At 70.9% G+C, this 19,949-nt stretch carries 20 protein-coding genes; 9 read left to right on the plus strand and 11 right to left on the minus strand.

The features are described from left to right. Positions 1-85: 85 nt before the first annotated feature. From MTF69_RS05845 to MTF69_RS05870, 6 genes are all read right to left on the minus strand, one after another. Positions 86-2,170, minus strand: a complete 2,085-nt coding sequence (locus MTF69_RS05845) for a hypothetical protein (protein WP_243331286.1) — start codon at positions 2,168-2,170, stop codon at positions 86-88. Beyond that, on the minus strand, positions 2,170-3,786 hold the full coding sequence (locus tag MTF69_RS05850; protein WP_243331287.1) for a hypothetical protein: 1,617 nt from the start codon (positions 3,784-3,786) through the stop codon (positions 2,170-2,172). The genes MTF69_RS05845 and MTF69_RS05850 overlap by 1 nt, the downstream gene beginning before the upstream one ends. Before the next feature lie 79 nt (positions 3,787-3,865). Further along, complete coding sequence (locus MTF69_RS05855; protein WP_243331289.1) at positions 3,866-4,231, minus strand: RRQRL motif-containing zinc-binding protein; 366 nt, start codon at positions 4,229-4,231, stop codon at positions 3,866-3,868. Further along, on the minus strand, positions 4,228-5,271 hold the full coding sequence (locus tag MTF69_RS05860) for a DUF2637 domain-containing protein (RefSeq protein ID WP_243331291.1): 1,044 nt from the start codon (positions 5,269-5,271) through the stop codon (positions 4,228-4,230). Before MTF69_RS05860 ends, MTF69_RS05855 begins: the two co-directional genes overlap by 4 nt. Further along, a complete protein-coding gene (locus MTF69_RS05865; RefSeq protein ID WP_243331293.1) occupies positions 5,268-5,606 on the minus strand; it encodes a hypothetical protein in 339 nt (112 codons plus the stop codon). The genes MTF69_RS05860 and MTF69_RS05865 overlap by 4 nt, the downstream gene beginning before the upstream one ends. Beyond that, positions 5,603-5,872: a DUF6284 family protein gene (locus tag MTF69_RS05870; protein WP_243331295.1), complete on the minus strand. Its 270-nt coding sequence runs from the start codon at positions 5,870-5,872 to the stop codon at positions 5,603-5,605. Before MTF69_RS05870 ends, MTF69_RS05865 begins: the two co-directional genes overlap by 4 nt. Before the next feature lie 657 nt (positions 5,873-6,529). Between MTF69_RS05870 and MTF69_RS05875 the strand changes: the two genes are divergently transcribed. Next, positions 6,530-7,660 (plus strand): helix-turn-helix transcriptional regulator, encoded by a 1,131-nt coding sequence (locus MTF69_RS05875; protein ID WP_243331296.1) that lies wholly within the window; start codon positions 6,530-6,532, stop codon positions 7,658-7,660. Here MTF69_RS05875 and MTF69_RS05880 read toward each other — a convergent pair. The 5 genes from MTF69_RS05880 to MTF69_RS05900 form a co-directional block, all read right to left on the minus strand. Beyond that, complete coding sequence (locus MTF69_RS05880; RefSeq protein WP_243331297.1) at positions 7,644-8,420, minus strand: NUDIX domain-containing protein; 777 nt, start codon at positions 8,418-8,420, stop codon at positions 7,644-7,646. The two genes, MTF69_RS05875 and MTF69_RS05880, sit on opposite strands and share 17 nt — an antisense overlap. 1,199 nt (positions 8,421-9,619) lie before the next feature. Next, complete coding sequence (locus tag MTF69_RS05885; RefSeq protein ID WP_243331298.1) at positions 9,620-10,390, minus strand: alpha/beta fold hydrolase; 771 nt, start codon at positions 10,388-10,390, stop codon at positions 9,620-9,622. A gap of 146 nt (positions 10,391-10,536) precedes the next feature. Then, a complete protein-coding gene (locus MTF69_RS05890; protein WP_243331299.1) occupies positions 10,537-11,157 on the minus strand; it encodes a hypothetical protein in 621 nt (206 codons plus the stop codon). Positions 11,158-11,258: 101 nt separating this feature from the next. Next, complete coding sequence (locus MTF69_RS05895) at positions 11,259-11,459, minus strand: hypothetical protein (RefSeq protein WP_243331300.1); 201 nt, start codon at positions 11,457-11,459, stop codon at positions 11,259-11,261. Positions 11,460-11,582: 123 nt separating this feature from the next. Further along, positions 11,583-12,467, minus strand: a complete 885-nt coding sequence (locus tag MTF69_RS05900) for an FAD-dependent monooxygenase (protein WP_243331301.1) — start codon at positions 12,465-12,467, stop codon at positions 11,583-11,585. 295 nt (positions 12,468-12,762) lie between these two features. Here MTF69_RS05900 and MTF69_RS05905 point away from each other — a divergent pair, with 295 nt between their 5' ends. The 8 genes from MTF69_RS05905 (at position 12,763) to MTF69_RS05940 (ending at position 19,919) form a co-directional block, all read left to right on the plus strand. Further along, positions 12,763-13,176, plus strand: a complete 414-nt coding sequence (locus MTF69_RS05905; protein WP_243331302.1) for a DUF6344 domain-containing protein — start codon at positions 12,763-12,765, stop codon at positions 13,174-13,176. 673 nt (positions 13,177-13,849) lie between these two features. Continuing rightward, a complete protein-coding gene (locus tag MTF69_RS05910; RefSeq protein ID WP_243331303.1) occupies positions 13,850-14,161 on the plus strand; it encodes a hypothetical protein in 312 nt (103 codons plus the stop codon). Positions 14,162-14,343: 182 nt separating this feature from the next. Then, complete coding sequence (locus tag MTF69_RS05915; protein WP_243331304.1) at positions 14,344-15,501, plus strand: acyl-CoA dehydrogenase family protein; 1,158 nt, start codon at positions 14,344-14,346, stop codon at positions 15,499-15,501. Continuing rightward, positions 15,498-16,496, plus strand: coding sequence for a bifunctional MaoC family dehydratase N-terminal/OB-fold nucleic acid binding domain-containing protein (locus tag MTF69_RS05920; protein ID WP_243331306.1), 999 nt, complete (start codon positions 15,498-15,500; stop codon positions 16,494-16,496). Before MTF69_RS05915 ends, MTF69_RS05920 begins: the two co-directional genes overlap by 4 nt. Continuing rightward, on the plus strand, positions 16,496-17,614 hold the full coding sequence (locus MTF69_RS05925; RefSeq protein WP_243331308.1) for an acyl-CoA dehydrogenase family protein: 1,119 nt from the start codon (positions 16,496-16,498) through the stop codon (positions 17,612-17,614). The genes MTF69_RS05920 and MTF69_RS05925 overlap by 1 nt, the downstream gene beginning before the upstream one ends. After that, complete coding sequence (locus MTF69_RS05930) at positions 17,611-18,009, plus strand: MaoC family dehydratase (protein WP_243331309.1); 399 nt, start codon at positions 17,611-17,613, stop codon at positions 18,007-18,009. Before MTF69_RS05925 ends, MTF69_RS05930 begins: the two co-directional genes overlap by 4 nt. Further along, a complete protein-coding gene (locus MTF69_RS05935; protein ID WP_243331311.1) occupies positions 18,006-19,172 on the plus strand; it encodes a lipid-transfer protein in 1,167 nt (388 codons plus the stop codon). Before MTF69_RS05930 ends, MTF69_RS05935 begins: the two co-directional genes overlap by 4 nt. Positions 19,173-19,385: 213 nt before the next feature. Then, on the plus strand, positions 19,386-19,919 hold the full coding sequence (locus tag MTF69_RS05940) for a SigE family RNA polymerase sigma factor (protein WP_243331313.1): 534 nt from the start codon (positions 19,386-19,388) through the stop codon (positions 19,917-19,919). Positions 19,920-19,949 lie beyond the last annotated feature (30 nt).

The raw sequence follows: 19,949 nt of genomic DNA on the forward strand, positions 1-19,949 counted from the left end.
GGGCCTGTGGGGGCGCTAGTGGGGTGTTCTACTGGGTAGTGGGGTGTGCCCCACTACCCAGTACCCGGTAGCTGTCCGTGCACGGTCAGGCGTGGTCGGGGTGGACGTAGACCGAGTGCGGTCCGTTGTCCCGGTAGACCAGCTCGCCCCGCTCGGCGGCGGCCCGCAGGGCAGCGCGGACGGTCTTGCGGTCCTTGCCGACGAGGTCCGCGACGGCCGCCGGCTTCATGCCCTCGGCCCCGGCCGCGTAGATTGCGGTGACGGCTTCAGGCAGCCAGCCCGGCCCGGCATCCCGGCCGCCCTCGCCCCGGTGCGCGGACAGGTTCAGCCCCGGCCGCCGCGGCTGCTCCTGCTCGGGTTCGGGGTCGGGGGCGAACTCGACGGACATGAGCCGCTCGAACTCCGCGTCCATGTCGCTCGTCTCCGCGGCGGCCGGGGCCTGCTCGCGGTGCGCGGACAGGTTCAGACCCGTACCTGTCCGGCCCGTCGGTGCGGTGCCCGGCGTGCTGGCGTCGGGGTCGGCTGCGGTGTGCTGGTGTTCGGTGATCCATGCGGTGCGGGCGGTGTCCCAGCGGCGGGCATAGTCCGGGCCCGCAGCCTTGGCGGAGACGGCGTCCAGGTATGGGTGCCGCTCCGAGGTGGCGTGGACGATGTCGCGGATCTGGTTCGGCAGGATCCGCCAGGTCCCGAAGAGGGCGGCGGGGGATTCCGGGGTTCCCATGAATCCGGTGCCCTTGTGGGGTGCCTGCTCAATCCGCAGGCCGGTCCCTCCGGGGAACAGCTTGGACAGGTCCATGCCCTCGGTCGCACCGCCGGTCAGGGCGACGCGGGTCTTGGCTTCGCGCCGGATCATCATGTCCCCCAGGACCGCGCCGGTGGCACCGAGGGCGGTGAGGACGGTGCGGATGCCCATGGCGCGGAGCATCCGGATCACTTCGAGGATCTTCTTGGCGAGCTTGCGGGTTTCGGGGTCCCGGCTGATCAGGATCTCCGCGCCCTCGTCGATCAGCAGCATGATCTGCGGGATCTCGTGGCTGATGGGCAGGAGGTCGGTGTTGGCCTTGGCCATGAGGTCCTGGTAGGCGCGCTTGCGGTAGTTGCCGACGCGCAGGGCCGCGTCCAGCATCAGGTGGGCTTCCTCGTGGCTGGCGGCGAGCCAGTCGATCCCGGGCCGCACCGGCTGGCCCTGGCCGGAGCCGTCCATGGCGGGCCGGATCCAGGGCAGGCCGGCCGATCCGGCGTTGAGGTCGATGACCCAGGTCAGGATGTCGTCGGCCCGGGCGAACCCGGCCAGGATGACGTGGACCATGTTCGTCTTACCGGATCCGGTTGGACCCACGACCAGCGCGCACTGCTCGCGGAGGTAGGTGAGGATCTCCTCCGCGTTGGTGCGGTAGCCCCACGGGATGCCGGTGTGGATCGACAGAGCGCTGTAGTCGGCCGGGTAGGGGACTTCCGCCGCGAGGACGTTGACCGTGGTCACGTCGATCAGGACGCGGCCCTGGTCGATGCCCGGGGATGCGGCGGCGGTGCAGCCGTGCGGGAGGCGGGCATCGGCGGACAGGCGGGCGTTCTCGCGGGCGATCCGGTCGTAGGTGGTGCCGCCCGCGGGGAGTTCGGCGTCGATGGTGAAGCCGGTGTTCGTCGGCCACATCTCCACGGCCACAATCCGCAGGGTGATCCCGCAGACCCGCTGGACCCGGTCCACCCACTCAGCGGCGATGGCCCGCCGGTCGGCGGACAGCTCGCGGGCCACCTGCCGCTCGGCGGCGGCGATGGCTTCGAGTTCGCGGGCTTCCTCGTAGAAGCCGACCGAGCGGGCCGCGGCCCCCATGCCGACACCGATCACAGCGAGGGAGCCCAGCGCGGTCCAGGTGAGCGGGCCGGTGGCCAACGCCCACGTGGTCCAGCCGGACCCGAGCAGCCAGGACGCGGCCCGCGCGCCGATCGTGCGAGCCGCGAGCTTCTGCCGCAGCCCCGAAGCGGTGTGCCCGATCGCGCCGACCGTCCCGATCGCGAGGGCCCAGGTCGGGGGCATGTGGGCGAGGGTGCCGACGGTGGCGACGGCGTAGGCGCCGGTGGTGGCGGACAGGGCGCCGGTGATGGGGCCGTGGCCGGCGGCCCAGTCCAGCGCGAGCCCGTTGTGGGTGACGGTGTTGGTGGTGGTCATCAGACGTTCCAGCCCTTCTCGGCCTCGGGCCCGTTGCGGGGGTCCTCGTGGCGGGCGATGTCGGCCTCGTGTGCCTTGCGGAAGGCAGGTCCCAGGTCCTCGGCCACGGCGACGGCGGAGTTGATCGCGCCGTAGATGTCGGCGAAGCCGTCCGCGACTTCCTTCTCCAGCGGGAACTCGGTGTCGGAGCGCTCCGCGAGGATCTGCATGACGTTCGCGATCGACGCGAGAGCCTCGGGCAGGCCCTCGATCATCGCGAGGATCTCCATGGCGTTCTCGGGCTCGTAGGCCTGGGCCGCCTGCTCCATCTCGGCGGCGAGCTCTTCGAACCTGAACCCGGATGCGTTGCTCACAGCTACTCCTTGGCTGACGGGAGGTGCGGGAACGTGCGTGGTGGGACGGGCGGCGCGGTCACCGAGGAGGTCGCCTTCGGCCTCCTGCTCGGTCCTGGCCTCGGCCAGGACCTCCTCCATGTCGGCGTCGTGCTGCGCGGCAATGCCGAGGTCACGCTCGTGGCGTTCGTCCTCGGCACGGGCCAGGAGACGCCGGTAGAGGCGGCGCCCGGGATTCTGGAGCCAGGCCCAGCCGAGCTTCCGGCCAAGCGGTGTGGTCAGCAGGCCGATGGCGCCCAGCAGCGCGCCGAGCACGCCGGCCATCGCCCGGCGGGCGTGGAAACGGGCCGCGGACTTCCGCAGAGCCTTCCGCGTCGCCTTGCGGGCGGGGGCGGCGAGCTGCTTGACCCGCTTGCGGAACGCCTTGTCCTGGACACCGGCCCGGCCGTTGGCGACCGCCCGGCCCGCGCCGCGGTCCCGCAAGGAGCGGACGGCGCCAACGGCCTTGTCGCGGACGGCGGCGGCCTTGCCCATGGACTTGGCGAGGGTGCGGGCAGCCGGACCACGCGCCTTCGTACCGGTGGAGGTGGCGCGCGCGGCGGCTTTTGCTGCCCGCCGGGTGTCTGCGACCTGGCGGCGTGCCTGAACTGCAGCCGTGCGGGCAGCGGATCGGGTCGGGGCCTGTGTCTTGGCCTGGGAGCGCAGGTCGCGGACCTGCCCGGCCCGGCCACCGGCCAGACGACCGACTGCCTGCCCAGCCCGCTGACGGGCGGACGGCTTCCCCGCCTTGTTGAACGAAGCGCCGGACCGGCCAGCAGACCGGACACCGGCCGCGGCGGCCGCGCGGTGCCGGGCCTGCCCGCCACCGGCCCGGCGGGGGGATCCAGATCCCCCACCGGTACGAGCGCTAGTGCGGGGCTGGGAGGGGATCCGGCCCAGGGTGCTGCGGCCCTGTTTTCCCCCGGCGGTGCGGTTGGCGGCTGGGGTGGGCTTTGCCGCGGGCTTCTTCTTGCGGTCCTTGCTGCGCTGGTGGGCGGCGGCGGTACCCAGGACAGCGGCGCCGGTCATCGCGATCGCGGCGGCGATCGGGCCGCCGACCAGGGCGGCGGTGGCCAGGAGTCCGGCGGCGGTGTTCGTCCCGGTCAGGGACAGCGGCCCCACGGGGAAACCGCCCGGGGTGTGCTCCACCTCCTTGGCCTTGGCCGTGGCGGTGGGCTCGGTCGGGGCCGGGCTGGTCGTGGCTTCTTGCGGTGGGGCCTGCGGTTCAACGGTCGTTTCGGTCATGCTGAACGTGCTCCTTCAGGGGAGAAGAGGGCCCGGCCGACGCTGTGAGAGGTGGGCGGCCGGGCCCTGCTGAGGTGGTTCAGGCGACGCACTGTTCGTCATCGGGGTACGCACACGGGACGCACATGCCGAGCGAGGCCGGGATCACGTACCCGGCATCACGCGAGCAGGTCGGGCAGGTACGGCGAGCCGCGTTGGCCTTCGCCAGCGCGGCGGCCTTGGCCGGCGTCATGGGTCGGACCGGGCGGGCGAGCTCTATCCGATAGAGGAAGGCGACCAGCGGGCCGCGCCGGTATCGAAGCCGTTCCACCTGGGCGACGACGTCCTGTCCGCCGGGGCGGAGGCCGGCGGCGCGGAGTTGGCGGCGGGTGGCCAGGCCGTCGGGGGCCAGGCGCCAGGTGTAGACGGGAAGGGTCGCTACCGCACTGAGCGGGGTCGGCCTCACGACGTGGCCCCTTCAAGAGCCTGGACGGTGGAGCTGTTCGCATCGCGCAGTTCCTGGTAGCGGCCGGAGGCCCAGCCGACAGACCAACCAGTCAGCTCAGCGGCCACCCGCACGGGCAGTCCCACGTCGAACGCGGCCCGGACAGTGGCGAGCGCCTGGCTTTCCTTCAGCTTCTCGGCCGGCGGTCCGGCGGCGAGGAGGGCGGCGCGTTCACGCTCGATCCGCTCCTGTTCACGCTCGCGTTCACGGCGTTCACGCTCCACCTGCTCGGCACGCGCCTGACGCTCACGCTCCGCCTTCCGCCGGGCCTCCAGTTCGCGCTGCTGCGCGGCCCGCCGATCGGCCTGTTCACGCTCGACCTGAGCCTGTTCACGCTCGCGTTCACCGCGTTCACGGGCCTCACGTTCCGCGGCCGCGGCGGCATCAGCACGGGCCTGCTCTTCGCGCCGGATCCGGTCCTGCCGCTCGGCTTCCTCGCGCACGAGTCGGGCTTCGTGTTCACGCTGTTCACGGGCGAGGGCCGCCTCATGGTCACGGCGTTCACGCACCCGCAACTGGCGCGCTTCCTCCCGGTCCTCGACCGCCTTCGTCCGGGCCTGAGCTTCGGCCCGCTGCTCGGCCTGTAGGGCCCGGACGGCGGTGGTGATGGCCCGCCGATAGGCGAGACCAGCCTCAGCCGTGACGATGAGGAGGAGCGGTGCGACGGAGTGGATCGCGACGCCGACCAGGTCCCCGGCCAGCGCGGATGCCCCGATGTTCAGGGCCAGGGTCATGGCGCCGGTCATCCACCGCAGCGCGACCGGCCAGGCGCCGCCGTGGCCGCCGAGGCGGGCCAGGACGGAGTCAAGGCGGACCACGATGACCACCGCCGCATCGACCACGAGCGGCAGGATCGGGGCCGTCCACCGCCACTCCTCGGCGGTGTGCGCGGCCATCAGCGGGGTGACGGTCAGGACGGAGTAAAGCATCGCCCCGCCCACGATCAGCCACGTCCCGACCGACAGGGCACGCTCGGATGAACGGATCTGAACATCCATCACGACGCGACCTCCACCCGTGAACGTTCCTCGGCGAAGGCCGGGACCGGGGCGAAGGAGCGCATACGGAGTCGGGCTCCGCCCCACTCGGCCTCGACCTCCAGGACCCGATTGACCCCGTTGCCTTGAACGTGCTCGGAGATCGTCTGCGGGTCGATTCCGAGGGCTTCGCGCCAGGCCTCGAACGCGGCCGGGGTGTCGAAGAAGTCCATGTCCAGCCGATCGGGGAAGACGCTGGACACGGATACGGTCGGCGCGGGCAGATGCCAGAAGTGGCCGGCGAACACGCCCAGGACGAGGAGTGGGGCCTGCATCTCTCGCAGGGACGGGTCGTTCACGCGGCACCGCCCTGCATGCTCGTGGCGGCGGTGCGGTTGGTGGCGTCACGGCGGGCGGTCAGGACCCGGTTGCGGGCCCGGCGGATCCGGCGGGCGTTGAACTCGGACGCCGGCCGGTCGAGCTGGGAGATCAGCGCGTCGAGCAGGTCGACCTCCGCCAGGATCAGCGGCATCTCGACCTCGATCGCGTCCAGCTCCGCATCCGACGGCTCCAAGCCGTCCGACCACGGGGTAACGATGCTCTGAAGTGCAGCGATGGACTTCATGGGTCTTGCTCCTTCGACGGAGGAACGGGACTCAGCAGCCCCCGGCGTTCGAGCGCCGGGGGCTGCACTTCGTTGGGGGTGGAGCGGCACTCGGCTCCCTGCAACCCCGCACGTACACCGCCGAAGCGGCGGACGCGCGGGGGAGGCAACCGGCCACAGCGCTACGGCTGCGGCAGTGGAGACGCGAAGGGCGGCTTCCTGTGCCGGTCCAGCAGGGGAAGCGCCCAGAGATGTCGTCGGTACACATCAACCTCCAACAGGGGGTCGGACGTGCGAAAAGGTGTCTCGCCTTCGGGAACACGAGCTCCCGTTGTAGGCATGCGAGACGGTGACCTTTCGGTCTCGCCCTCCGGTTGACAAGGGATCCGGGGCCCTCCCCCCGTCCGATGCGGGGCTCCTGGTCGTACGTGCACACCGAAGTTGAGCCCTTGCGGGCCATCTGGTGCGCACCAGAAGCATGGCATCTGGTGCGCACCAGATGCAAGCCCTTGGTTCGTTCGGGGCTTGCCGGTGTTCTTCCGGTGTGACTCCAGGAAACGGCCCAGACAGGGGGTCTCGGTAGCCAACAGGGGTTAACCTCAGGGGTGTTAACCCGCTCCCACCTGCGGTGATCCGGTTAAGCCCTCGCAGGTGGCACGGCCATCGGAGGCGATGCACGTGGGCAAGGGATTACGGGCAGTTCGTACTGCGCGGGGATGGTCGCAGGAGCGGCTGATCTTCGAGATTGAGCGCTACGCGCGGCAGCACATGCTGAACGTCGCATCGAGCGCGAGCTTGAAGACCTACGTGTCGGAGTGGGAGAACGGCCGGCGGGCCATCACGGAGCGGTACGCCGTGATCCTCCGGCCGCTGCTCGGGGTGACGGACGTCGAGCTGGGCGGGGAGCCTGCACGCGTAGTCCCCCAGCAAGCAGACGGCTACGAAGACCTGTTGAGCCGGATCGACTCGGCGCGGAGCGTCAGCGATTCCATGGTGAGCACCTTCATGGACCAGACCGAGCTACTTCGGACCATGGACCGGCAGATGGGTGCATCGGGCCTGGTGGACCAGATGAACGGGCACCTGACGACGATGGAGGACGCGCTCACCTTCGCGGTTCTGCCAGGAACTCGTCGTCCCATCGCAAGGGCGCTGGCCGGGGCCGCAACCTTGGCGGCATGGCAAGCGCTGGACGCGGGTTCTGTGGAGCGCGCGTGGAGGCACTACGAGCTGGCGAAACGAGCTGCGCAGGACGCTGACGCGCCGCAGTACTTGGCTCACGCCATGGGGGAGCAGGCATACGTCCTGGGCGATGCCGGGCGCCCGGAGATGGCGGTTGAGCTCATCCGGGACGCGCAGCGCACCCACGCGGAGAGGCAGTCACCGCGCCTTCGGGCTTGGCTGAGTGCGGCGGAAGCAGAGCTGTGCGCCGCCGCCGGCATGCACGACGATTCCAGGCACGCGCTCGACCGGGCGGCGGCGACACTCCCAGAAGGTGCCCATGCCCGCGACTCGGACATGTTGAGCATCTTCCTGAACGGGGACCACCTAGCTCGCTGGCGGGGGAATGTGCTGGCACTCCTGGGCGACAGCTCGGCCATGGACGACCTCTACGCGTCGCTCCAGACGACGGACCCCACGTTCGTCCGCGCCAAGGCAGGCCTCCACAGCGACCTGACGCAGGCACACCTTGCCCGCGGCGAGTTCGACGAGGCCCGCTCGAACCTTCAGCAGGCGCGCCTGCTGGCGAACCGCACGGGGTCAGTGCGGCATCGCCGGCGTGTGGAGCTGCTTACGGGGCGGCTGTAGCCCGGGACGCGAGGACGTGAAGGAGGGCGACCAGGGTTCCTGACCCCATGAGCTTCCCTTCGGCCATGAGTCCGGGGATATCCGCCAGGGGTACCCAAGCGATCTGTCCGGCCTCCTCGATGTCCGTGGGTTCGCCCACCTTCACCGCACCCCGCGCCACGAAGATCTCGTGCGGCGAGTCGACCATGCCGATCATGGGCTGGTACGTCACGACGTGCTCGACGTTCGTCGGGCGCCAGCCGGTCTCTTCCTCGGTCTCGCGCGCCGCCGTGGTCGCCGCGTCCTCGCCTTCGTCCACGATCCCGCCGGGGAGTTCCCATCCCCACTGCTGCGGGACGAAGCGATAGCGCCACAGCATCAGGACACGCTGCTGCTCGTCGATCACAGCCGTGATCGCTACATGGTGGAGGCGCACCACGTGGTGCTCGAACCGCTCGACCCCGGGCGGCTCGACGTCGACGAGGTCGAGGTTCACCCACCGGTTCTCGTAGACCGTCCTGCTGCCGTGGATCGTCCAGGGCTCCATCTCCGCCGGCGTGGCCACGGTCTCGCTGCCGACGACTCGGTAGGAGCTGCGGTCGTAGGCCTTGATGAGCCGCTCGCTCGCCAGCCGCGCGAGTACCTGGCGCAGGGCGGTACGGCCGATCTCCAGCTCGGCGCTCATGGTCCGCTCGGAGGGAAGCTTCTCACCGGGCCCATACTTGCCCGACTCGATCCACGACCGGATCGTCTGGTAGACCCTCGTCGACTTCGGTCCCATCCTCAGAGCACTCTCCCCGTTCGTTGGCTGGCACCGGCCAGCGTAGTCGGGGAGCAATTCGGGTGCCGCGGCCATACCTGTCTCTCTTCCCTTCGAATCTTGGGGCGACGAGCCCAGGGCGTCCGGAGGCTGCCCGGGCGCAACCTGGTTGATGCCCGGCAGGGACCTGTGCCCGCTGCTCCGACGTGGGCGGGCGCGGGATGTTACACGCGAGAACACCCGGTCATGCGTCCAGAGACCGGGCTTCTTTCCCCTAACGGCATGAACTTTTGTTGGTCTCAGGGGGGTTGGGTGAGGGGCCCGGATACTCTTATCGGGCTGGACCTCGCAGCGACCCATGAACGTCTCGACCGCATGGTCGGGACCTCCCGGTAACGGGAGTTCTTGAGTTGGGAGGTTCGGTATGGGGAAGCGCAGGCGTAAGCGTCGACAGCGTCGAGACCCGGGGCCCCGTTGGGTGCCCTTGAGTATCGGCGTCAGGCTGTTCGGCGCGCTGATAGCGCTTGCGGCCCTGGTGGAGAGGATCGAGTCCTAGCGCAAGCGGGACGCGCGAGAGGTGGTTCGGCCGAGAGATGGCTCGCTAAGCGGGTCTGACCTCTGCGAAGTCGGCCAGACCCACCTAGCCTCACCACTGCTGCATGGCTGGCCCCTCGGCTGTCACCGGGGGGCCCAGTCGTCCACAGTGGAAAGTGCACACCAGGCGAAACAAGAAAATCTTACAGCTAGGGGACTGGCCGCGCCTGTGTTCCGGTGAAATCACGTTCCGCGAATGTTGTCCTGGCCTGCGGAAACATGGACAGGGTCCCTCGTACGGGCGGAGTATCGGCTTCCTGAGCGGGGCCTTCCACTCCCCTTGCTGTCACATTCGTGAGCGCAGCGATCGCGTCCGAGTCGGTCACCAGGCGAGGTGCGGTCCGCCACGTACTTGCGAAGCGGGGCTCGGAAGGCCGCACTGATTTCGCGGTGCGCAGGGCACCCTGTGGGCCATGTGTGGGCCAGGGGGAGCGGCGAAGGCGCGCGAATGGGTCTTGTGTGCAGGTCAGAGCCTTAACGGGCCCTGCAAGCGGAGCGCTCTTGAAAACCGTCGTGGCGCGAGTCACCGTGGGTTCAAATCCCACACCCACCGCCAGGTCAGAGAAGTAGCAGGTCAGAGGGCGGGTACCCGAATCGGGTGCCCGCCCTCTCTGCTCACCCTGTCCTCAGTCCCTGGCCAGGGCGTTCGCGGTGGCCCGTACGAAGCCGTCAGGGTTGTCGAGCATGATGTTGTGCCCGCAGTCCGGGACGGGGATGACCGCCACTCCAGCCGCCTCCAGGGCTTCGGCCTCGGGGACGCTGCCGTCCTCGGCCGGGACCAGGTAGCTGCGCGGGATCTTCAGCTCCACCAGCAGCTCGCGCATCGTCGGCGTCGTGCCCGCCCCCAGGTGTACGGCGCTGCGGTGCAGGGCGACGCGGCCCGCCAGCCGCATCGTGGACCACCAGTGCGCGCCGACCCGGTCGCGCACCTCGGCCCAGCCGCCGGCCAGGAACTCCTGCTCGGTGTAGGTGGCGAGCCCGCTGCTGCCCGGGGCGGCGGGGCCGGGCGGGGTCGGGTCCAGGTTGGCGTCGACCAGCACCAGCCGGGAGACGAGGTGGGGGTGCCGGTCGGCCAGCACGATGGCGACAGCGCCTCCCATGCTGTGCGCGATGAGTTCGGCGGCGCCGGTACCAGCCTGCTCCAGCGCGGCGGCGAGAGCGTCGGCATGCGCTTCCAGCGTGTACGAGAAGTCCTCGGGCCGGTCGCTGTGCCCGTGCCCCAGTAGGTCGATCAGCAGGGATCGCCGCCCGGCGAGCAGCGGATGCACGGCGCTCGCCGCGAAGTATGCGGGCGAGGTGGATCCCAGCCCGTGCACGTAGACCCGCGCCGGTCCGGCCCCGGGCAGTTCGGCCCAGCGGATCCGGTCACCGCCCGCTGTGACGACGGCACTTTGCATTCTGAACTCCCCCAAGTCGATGTTGATCACGAGCGTAGCCTTGTCGCCGACTCTCGACAGGTGAGTTCACGCGCGGCCGTGAAGCGGCTCGACAGCGGCGTACATCACGATCCGGTGGCACCCCTTCATGCGCGCGGGCCGTGGAGTCAGCCGAACCAGACGACCAGGCGGACGCCCTCGTCGCCGTGGAGGCTCGCCAGGGTGCGCATGACCGACCAGACCGCGCCCCAGTCGCTGTCGGGCACGGCCTGTTTCCGGGTGAGGCGGGCGATGCGGAAGACTCGGTCGCCGTCCGGCCACTCGGTGCCCTCGGGGTAGGAGAGGCCCGCTCGGTGGAGAACGCGGGGATCGGTGATGCTGGAGAGCTCGGCGAAGCGGGTGAGGCTGGTGTTCCTGCCGTACAGCTCCCAGGCTCCGTCGGCGCCGCGGCGGTATTCGTGGACGCAGCCGTCGGCCTCGTTCGCCACCTCGTCCCAGTCCACGGCCGCCAGCTCCGCCCAGGTGATCCAGGACGAGCCCCTCGAATCCGTACCCCAGGACTCGAAAGCTGTGCGGCTCTCCTGGGACACGTCCGCGGGGAGGCCGCGGTAGTCGGCGAGCGGACGGAAATCGCCGGTATCGCGCACGCCGAACAGCGCCCCGAAGGCGGCGTAGGACCGGCCGTTGTAAAGGTCCGAGATGTCGGCGGCCTTGCTCCAGCTGCGGTCGTCCTCGTCCAGCCAGCGATCCCAGCGGCATTCGATGAAGCCGTAGATGTCTGTCCCCATGCCGGGAATTGTGCTCGGTGGGGTGGGATCGGGCGAGGGATTTGCGGTGTGCCCGCCGGACCGATGGTGGGCGCCCCGGCGGACACCCACCGCCGGCGCGGTCAGTAGTCCTTGAGGGTGATGGAGTTCGCGGCTTTCTGGATCGGCTGCATGACCTTGGCCATCATCCGCTCCTTGCCCGGCAGGCGGCCCAGGAGGGAGAGGATGGTCAGCTGGACCGAGATCTGGCGCTTGGTCCGCATGACCATGTGCTTGATGTTCGAGGGGCCGAGCTTCTGGTTCTCCTCCGCGAAGCTGCGCATCTCGCGTTCGTACGCCGCGAAGCCGGTCCCGTGGTCGCCGCCGGCCGCCGCGAGCTCGCCCGCCAGGACGTAGGCGCCGACCAGGGCCAGGCTCGTGCCCTGGCCGGAGGCGGGCGAGGCGCATTACGCGGAGTCGCCGACCAGGGCGGTGCGGCCCTTGGACCAGTGGTCCAGGTGGGCCTGGCTGAGGGAGTCGAAGTAGAAGTCCGGGGCCTCGTCCAGTGCCGCGAGGAGCCGGGGCACCTCCCAGGCCTCGCCCGCGTACGCCTCCGCGAGCAGCTTCTTCTGCTGGGAGACGTCGTGGCGGTCGTACTCGAGCGGCTCCGAGGCGAAGAGGAACATCGCCTTCGCGCCGCTGTCCTTGGCTGTGCTGTACGTCAGGGCCGTGCGCAGGGGGGAGAGGTAGGTCAGCTCCCAGCGGTCGAGGTCGAGGTGGTTGGGGACGCTGTAGATCGAGACGTAGTAGCCCAGGTCCCGGATGAAGCGCTCCTCGGGGCCGAAGACCAGCGCCCGGGTGTTGGAGTGCAGCCCGTCGGCGCCGACGACCAGGTCGAAGACGCGGCGCTCCCCGCTGTCGAAGGTCACCTCGATGCCGGCCGCGGTCTCCGTGGCGGAGGCGATGGAGTCGCCGAAGAGGTACTCGACACCGTCGGCTCCGTCGACGGTGAGGTCGTAGAGGATCCGGTTGAGGTCACCGCGCAGGATCTCCGCGTCGTGGCCCGCGCGGCCGCCGAAGGTGTCGCCGTCCAGCGTCGCCACCCGCTTGCCGGCCGCGCTGACGATGGAGCCGCCCTGGACGTCGGTCCGCTGGGCACGGACCGCTTCGAGGACCCCGGCGCGGGAGACCACGTCGAGCGCGGCACCCCGGATGTCGATCTTGTAGCCGCCCTCCCGGAGGGCGGAGGCGCGCTCGACCACGGTCGGCCGGAAGCCGTGGTGGCGCAGCCAGTAGGCCAAGGCGGTACCCGCGATGCCGGCACCCGATATCAGTACGTTTCGGTTCTGCATGGAAACCTGGTCCCCCGACCATGAGAAGAAGATCCGCCGCGCCGTGGGTGGAGCATGCTGGTCGGGCTGAGTGGATGTCAACATCCCTCCAGGGGCGGGGAGATGGGGATCTTCGGGCGGGGTTCCGGCCCGTCGTCACGTAAGGATCCAGAGGGGCCGGATTGTGCTATTAGCCCCTTTGAGTGGTGTTTGTCGGAAGATCGGCGCGGGGCGTGGAGGCGTTCCGGTTGCGCCCGCATCATGACGAATGTATTCAGATCCGCCCGTCGGAACATCGCGAAAAGAGGGACCCGTCATGGCTCACCGCAGCACCATCACGTCGATCTGGACCACCGTCCTCGCGGCTCTCGTGGCCCTCCTCACCTCCCTCGGCTTCGGTGGCAAGGTCGCCCAGGCCGCCGCCACCCCGCTCTCCTCCTCCCCCGCCGCCCCCGCGGCCGTCGCGGCGAACCGGCCGGCCTTCATGGCCCGGCGGACCTGGAGGGCGATGATGCGCGGTGGTTCGCTCCCGCCCACCATCAAGCAGCGCATCCGCGCCGAGGCCCACGGCAAGACCCCGTCCGTCCGCCGCTCCACCACCGCCCTGGCCGCCGGCTCCGGAGCCGGGTTCGAGTCCGAGCCCGGAGTGGACGGCAGCGTCCGTAGCGCCGCGACCGCCGCAGCGCTCCGGGTCGCAGCCGCTCGCCGGGAGATGGCGCTCGCCGCGTAGCGCGCCCGGCACGGAGTACTCGTACCGCGCAGATGCGGGATCCGCTGACCGCAGGCCCGTTAATCGCAGCACGCAGCACGCAGCACGCAGCACGCAGCACGCAGCACGCAGCACGCAGCACGCAGCACGCAGCACGCAGCACGCACGTAGGCAGCTCGCACGTAGGCACGTAGGACCAACGCAGCAGAACGTGAGAGCAACGCAGTGCAGGCGCTTGAGCCCGGTCGGTCGGTGTGAGTAGGCCGCGACCGCGGATCGCGCCGTGAAGGTGCCCCGGAGCGGGGCACAGTGGGAAGGCCCCGGCGAGCGCCGGGGGCGTGCAGGGGGCGTGAAGCTTGGCAGCGCAGGGCCGCAGGCCCGGGAGACGGTGGGGTTCCCGGACGGCGCGGCCCTTTTCGGCATGTCCGGGGCCGGCCGGTTGGCGGAACGGTTCAGCCCTTCCCCGGCAGGGGTTTCAGCGGGTCTGAAGGCGTTGACCTGGGGCGCCGGGGGCGCGAATGGGGTTTATCCGATGTTGGTCATGCTTGCGGGGGAATCGAGGACTCCGGGGTGGTTCGCCGGGGATTCGGTGGGCAACTCTGATCTCGCGACGTCGTCACCACACGGAACGACCGAGGCGGTCGGCCAACTGCCTTGGAGTACACCCGACTTCGGTTTTCTGGAGGATAAAGACATGGCAAGCATCCGTACCGCCCGCGTCATCGCCGCCGTCGCCGCTCTCCCCCTCGCCGTCGCCCTCTTCGGCGGGGTGGCATCGGCCGACAACGGCTCCTTCGCGAACGACGGATCGAATGCGAGCGTCGCCAGCATCATCGGCAGCGGCGTGGGCGGCAACAACCACGGCAACTCCTCCACCTCGCAGCAGGTGGCCACCGGATCCGGCGCGTCCAACCAGAACAACACCGCGCAGGTCAACGGCTCGGCCTTCACCGCGATCGAACAGCACAACTCCAACGTCGCGGTGAACTTCTACCCGTGGTGGTAGCCGCGGCCTGAGTCGCACCGACCGCCCAGGGCGCCTGCACGACCGGACCGGCTGGGGTCCGGTACCGCGGGCGCCCTCGGGCGTTTTACGTGCTCCGTCACAGTGCCCCGGCCTTGACATCCACCTGGAATCTGACGGACAGTCAGCTCCACTTGATGATGTGATGCCGGGAGGCCAGCGCCGTGCACCTCGCCCCGACCGAAGGCCAGTTGCGGCTCCGCGCCGAGCTGCGGGAGTACTTCGGAAACCTGCTGCCGGACGGGGTGCCCGAGGACCCCGCCGAGCAGCGCGCACTACTGCGCCGGATCGGCGCCGACGGACTCCTCGGCCTCGGCTGGCCCGTCGAGTACGGAGGCCAGGGCCGCGGCCCGGACGAGCAGTTCGTGTTCTTCGACGAGGCCTACCGGGCGGGTGCCCCCGTCTCCATGGTCACCCTCAACACCGTCGGCCCGACCCTGATGAAGTACGGGACGCAGGAGCAGAAGGACTACTTCCTGCCCCGGATCCTCAAGGGCGAACTCGTCTTCGCCATCGGCTACTCCGAGCCCGAGGCGGGCACCGACCTCGCCTCCCTGCGCACCAGGGCCGTCCGGGACGACGAGGGCTGGCTGATCGACGGCCAGAAGATCTTCACCTCGAACGCCCAGAACGCCGACTGGATCTGGCTCGCCTGCCGCACCGACCCGCAGGCCCCCAAGCACAAGGGCATCTCCATCATCCTGGTGCCCACCGACGCCCCCGGCTTCGCCTGGACCCCGATCGACACCGTCGGCGGGCTGACCACGACCGCCACGTACTACGACTCCATCCGGGTGCCCGCCGGGAACCTCGTCGGCCCCGAGCACGGCGGCTGGGGCCTGATCACCAACCAGCTCAACCACGAACGCGTCGCCCTCGCCGCCATCGGCATGCAGGCCGAGGACTTCTACCAGGGCGCGCTCGACCATGCCCGCACCCCCCACCCGGTCACCGGCGAGCGTCCCGCCGACCGCCCCTGGGTGCAGTCGCGGCTCGCGGAGGCCCACGCGCGCCTCGCCGCCGTACGCCTCCTCAACTGGCGCCTCGTCCAGGACGTCGGCGCCGGCACCCTGGCCCCGGGCGACGCGAGCGGCGTGAAGTTCCTGGGCACCGAGTCCACCGTCGAGGTGTACCGGATCTGCCAGGAGGTGGTGGGGGAGGAGGCGCTCATCCGGGGATCGGGCCCCGAGGTCTTCGCGGGCGGTGAGCTGGAGCGGATGAACAGGGCCGCCCAGATCAACACCTTCGGGGGCGGCGTCAGCGAGGTCCAACGGGAGATCGTCGCGATGATGCGGCTCGGCATGAAGGGAAGGAAGCGATGACCGCCACGCCCGCCACGGGAGCAGCGGAACCGGAGACGGAAGCAGCGCGCTTCCACACCCTGCTCACGGCCTTCGAAGGGCAGCCCGCCGCCACCGCCGGCCAGGGCAAGGACGCGGTCAACGAGCCGATGATCCGCCACTGGTGCGAGGCGATGGGCGATGCCAACCCCGCCTACACCGGGCCGGACGCCATCGCCCCGCCCACCATGCTCCAGGCATGGACGATGGGCGGGCTCTCCGGGCACGCCGGCCGCTCCTCGGCCTACGACGACCTCCTCGCGCTGCTCGACGGCGCGGGCTGCACCTCCGTCGTCGCCACCGACTGCGAGCAGGAGTACCTGAGGCCGCTGCGCCCCGGCGACGCGATCACCTTCGACGCCGTCATCGAGTCGGTGTCGCCGCGCAAGACGACCAAGCTGGGCACCGGCCACTTCGTGACCACCCGCATGGACGTCCGCGCGAACGGCGAACTCGCCGGGACGCACCGCTTCCGGATCCTCAAGTACGTCCCGGCGGCGAAGAAGCCCACCGAGCAGGAGGCGAAGAAGCCCACCGAGCCGGCGGCGAAGAAAGCCACCGAGCCGGGCAAGAAGCCCGCCCAGCGCCCCCGCCCCGTGATCAACCGCGACAACCAGGGCTTCTGGGACGGCGTCCGCGAGCACAGGCTCCTGATCCAGCGCTGCACCGCCTGCGCGACGCTCCGCTTCCCCTGGCTCCCCGGCTGCAACACCTGCGGGAGCCCGGACTGGGACACGGTCGAGGCGTCCGGCGCCGGCACGGTGTTCTCGTACGTGGTCATGCACCACCCGCCCTTCCCCGCCTTCGACCCGCCCTACGCGGTGGCCCTCGTCGAACTCGCCGAAGGGGTCCGCATGGTCAGCAACATCACCGGCGTCCCGTACGACAAGGTCCGCATCGGGCTGCCCGTGCGCCTGGAGTTCCTGCGCGTGGACGAGGAACTGGAACTGCCCGTCTTCCGGGGGAGCGAGGCCTGATGGACTTCCACCCCACCGAGGAACAGGCCGCCGCGGCCGGACTCGCCGCCCGGATCTTCGGCGACCTCGCCACCCACGACCGCCTCGGCGCCGCGGGCACCGGCAGCGACGCCGAGCTGTGGAAGGCCCTCACCACCGCCGGGCTGACCGCCGCCGTCGAGGACGTCGGCCTGCTCGGCCTGGTGCTCCTGCTGGAGGAACAGGGCCGCACGACCGCGCAGGTCCCGTACGCCGCCACGTGCGTGTACGGGATCCTCGCCCTGACCCGGCACGGCAGCGACGAGCAGCGCGCCCGGCTGCTCCCCGCGCTCGGCTCCGGCGACGCGGTCGCCACCGGAGCCTTCCCGGACCGGGGCCGGATCACCGCTTCGCCGGACGGCCGGCTCACCGGCGGCGCCCCCGCCGTGCCCTGGCTGCGCGAGGCCACGCACGTCCTGGTCCCGGACGCGGCGGGAGCCCTGTGGCTCGTACGGACGGACGCGCCCGGGGTGCGTACGGAGCCGGTGGAGACCACCGCTCCCTGGTCGGCCGGAGCCCTGACGCTGACCGCCGCCGAGGCGGAACGGGTCGGCGGGGAGGGTGCCTACGCGGACGTGCTGGCCGTCGCCCGGACCGCCTTCGCCGGCCTCCAGGCGGGGGTCTGCGCGGGCTCGCTGGCCCGCGCCGTGGAGTACACCTCCACCCGCGAGCAGTTCGGCCGGCCGCTCTCCACCAACCAGGGGGTCATGCTGCGCGCGGCCGACGCCTACATGGACACCGAGGCGATACGGGTCACCGCGTACGAGGCGGCCTGGCGCGTGGACGAGGGGTTCCCGGCGGGCGAGCACGCGCTGACGGCGGCCTGGTGGGCCTCGGAAGCGGGCAAACGGGTCGTCCACGCGGGCCAGCACCTGCACGGCGGCATGGGCGCCGACCTCGACCACCCCGTGCACCGGCACTTCCTGTGGGGACGCCAGCTCGACGCGTACCTGGGCTGCGGCAGCGAACTGCTGGCCGAGCTGGGCGCGGTCCTGTCCGAAGACACGCCAGAAGACACGCCAGAAGACACGCCAGAAGACACGCCAGAAGACACGCCCGCATACACGCTCGCATCCACGCCCGAGGGGGACGAGGCATGAACATCGGCGACACACTGCCGCCGCTGGAGATACCGGTCAGCCGCACCCTGATCGTCGCGGGCGCGGTCGCCTCCCGCGACTACCAGGACGTGCACCACGACGCGGTGCTCGCGCGGGAGAAGGGCTCCCCGGACATCTTCATGAACATCCTGACGACCAACGGCCTGGTCGGCCGGTACATCACCGACCACCTCGGCCCGCGCGCGGTCCTGCGCAAGGTCGCGATCCGCCTCGGTGCCCCGAACTACCCCGGCGACACCATGACGCTGACCGGCACCGTCACCGCCCTCGACGGGGACACCGCCGAGATCCGCGTGGTCGGCGCCAACGGCATCGGCCACCACGTCACGGGCACCGTCACCGTCACCCTCGGCACCCCGGAGGGCACGGCATGAGCGTCCGCACCCGTGACCAGCTCGGCGGCCGCGCCGCCATCGCCGGCATCGGCGCGACCGAGTTCTCCAAGGACTCCGGCCGCAGTGAGCTCAAGCTGGCCGTCGAAGCCGTGCACGCGGCCCTCGACGACGCCGGGCTCACCCCCGCCGACGTGGACGGCATGGTCACCTTCACGATGGACACGAGCCCCGAGATCACCGTCGCCCAGGCGGCCGGCATCGGGGACATCTCCTTCTTCTCCCGCATCCACTACGGCGGCGGCGCCGCCTGCGCCACCGTCCAGCAGGCCGCCCTCGCCGTCGCCACCGGGGTCGCGGAGGTGGTGGTCTGCTACCGCGCCTTCAACGAACGCTCCGGCCGCCGCTTCGGATCCGGCGTCCAGCAGCGCGAACCCTCGGCGGAGGGCGCGGCGCTCGGCTGGTCGCTGCCCTGGGGGCTGCTCACCCCGGCCTCCTGGGTGGCCATGACGGCCCAGCGCTACCTGCACGCCTACAACCTGACCCCGGAGGCCTTCGGCCACGTCGCGGTCACCGACCGCCGGCACGCCGCGAACAATCCGGCCGCCTACTTCTACGGCAAGCCCATCACCCTCGCCGACCACGCCGCCTCGCGCTGGATCGTCGAGCCGCTGCGCCTGCTCGACTGCTGCCAGGAGACGGACGGCGGCCAGGCCATCGTCGTCACCACCGCCGAACGGGCCCGTGACCTGCGGCAGAAGCCCGCCGTGATCACGGCGGCGGCGCAGGGTGCGGGCCGCCGGCAGGAGGCCATGTCCTCCTTCTACCGGGACGGCCTCACCGGGCTGCCGGAGATGGACGTGGTCGCCCGCCAGCTGTGGCGGACCAGTGGGCTGCGGCCCTCGGACATCGACGTCGGCATCCTCTACGACCACTTCACGCCCTTCGTGCTGATGCAGCTGGAGGAGTTCGGCTTCTGTGCGCCGGGGGAGGCGGCCGATTTCGTGGCCGCGGACGCGCTGCCGCTCAACACCCACGGAGGCCAGATCGGGGAGGCGTACCTGCACGGCATGAACGGCATCGCCGAGGCGGTCCGCCAGCTGCGCGGAACCTCCGTCAACCAGGTCCCCGGCGCCGCCCACGCCCTGGTCACCGCCGGTACCGGGGTCCCGACCTCCGGGCTGATCCTGGGCGCGGACGGCTGACCTCGCCGTCGCGGACGGCCGACTCCACCCGTCGCGGACGGCTGACCGGCCGACTGCAGACGGCTGCTGAGCCTGCCGGCCCCCTCCGGGCGGAAGCCCCGCCTCCTCCACCTTCAGGAGGTGGGGCGGGCCCCACCCCTACAACCTGAGGGGGATCCCGCTTCGGCACTTGCGGCCGATCCGGTGGGGCCGCGCCGCTCCTAGCGTGGAGGCATGACCACGCCTGTGTGTACGTTCGCCTCGAATCCGACGCCGTACCCGTCGTTCTCGGCGTACGTCCGGACCCGCGGCACGGTCCTGATGCGCACCGCGCGCTCGCTCACCGCCAACCCCTGCGACGCCGAGGACCTCCTCCAGACGGCGCTGGCCAAGACCTACGTTGCCTGGGACCGCATCGAGGACCACCGCGCCCTGGACGGCTACGTCCGCCGGGCCCTGGTCAACACCCGCACCAGCCAGTGGCGCAAGCGCAAGGTCGACGAGTTCGTCTGCGACGAGCTCCCCGAAGCCGACGAGCCGCCGGCCGCCGACCCCGCCGAGGCACAGGCGCTGCGCGACGCGATGTGGCGCGCGGTGACCCGGCTGCCCGACCGGCAGCGGGCGATGGTCGTCCTGCGCTACTACGAGGACCTGAGCGAGGCCCAGACCGCCGAGCTGCTCGGCGTCTCCGTGGGCACCGTCAAGAGCGCCGTCTCCAGGGCGCTCGTCAAGCTCCGCGAGGACCCGGAACTGACGCCCGTCCGCTGAATCCTGCCCCGCCCGGCCGATGTTTCACGT

The organism is Streptomyces sp. AP-93 (assembly GCF_022808175.1).
Taxonomy (GTDB): domain Bacteria; phylum Actinomycetota; class Actinomycetes; order Streptomycetales; family Streptomycetaceae; genus Streptomyces.

Bases quoted from the DNA above. Each gene is read 5' to 3' on its own strand.
- MTF69_RS05940 (WP_243331313.1), top strand. From the start codon at position 19,386: ATGACCACGCCTGTGTGTACGTTCGCCTCGAATCCGACGCCGTACCCG.
- MTF69_RS05890 (WP_243331299.1), bottom strand. From the start codon at position 11,157: ATGGGGACAGACATCTACGGCTTCATCGAATGCCGCTGGGATCGCTGG.
- MTF69_RS05905 (WP_243331302.1), top strand. From the start codon at position 12,763: ATGGCTCACCGCAGCACCATCACGTCGATCTGGACCACCGTCCTCGCG.
- MTF69_RS05895 (WP_243331300.1), bottom strand. From the start codon at position 11,459: ATGCGCAGCTTCGCGGAGGAGAACCAGAAGCTCGGCCCCTCGAACATC.
- MTF69_RS05885 (WP_243331298.1), bottom strand. From the start codon at position 10,390: ATGCAAAGTGCCGTCGTCACAGCGGGCGGTGACCGGATCCGCTGGGCC.
- MTF69_RS05930 (WP_243331309.1), top strand. From the start codon at position 17,611: ATGAACATCGGCGACACACTGCCGCCGCTGGAGATACCGGTCAGCCGC.
- MTF69_RS05910 (WP_243331303.1), top strand. From the start codon at position 13,850: ATGGCAAGCATCCGTACCGCCCGCGTCATCGCCGCCGTCGCCGCTCTC.
- MTF69_RS05920 (WP_243331306.1), top strand. From the start codon at position 15,498: ATGACCGCCACGCCCGCCACGGGAGCAGCGGAACCGGAGACGGAAGCA.
- MTF69_RS05850 (WP_243331287.1), bottom strand. From the start codon at position 3,786: ATGACCGAAACGACCGTTGAACCGCAGGCCCCACCGCAAGAAGCCACG.
- MTF69_RS05880 (WP_243331297.1), bottom strand. From the start codon at position 8,420: ATGGGACCGAAGTCGACGAGGGTCTACCAGACGATCCGGTCGTGGATC.
- MTF69_RS05925 (WP_243331308.1), top strand. From the start codon at position 16,496: ATGGACTTCCACCCCACCGAGGAACAGGCCGCCGCGGCCGGACTCGCC.
- MTF69_RS05870 (WP_243331295.1), bottom strand. From the start codon at position 5,872: ATGAAGTCCATCGCTGCACTTCAGAGCATCGTTACCCCGTGGTCGGAC.
- MTF69_RS05900 (WP_243331301.1), bottom strand. From the start codon at position 12,467: ATGCAGAACCGAAACGTACTGATATCGGGTGCCGGCATCGCGGGTACC.
- MTF69_RS05935 (WP_243331311.1), top strand. From the start codon at position 18,006: ATGAGCGTCCGCACCCGTGACCAGCTCGGCGGCCGCGCCGCCATCGCC.
- MTF69_RS05845 (WP_243331286.1), bottom strand. From the start codon at position 2,170: ATGACCACCACCAACACCGTCACCCACAACGGGCTCGCGCTGGACTGG.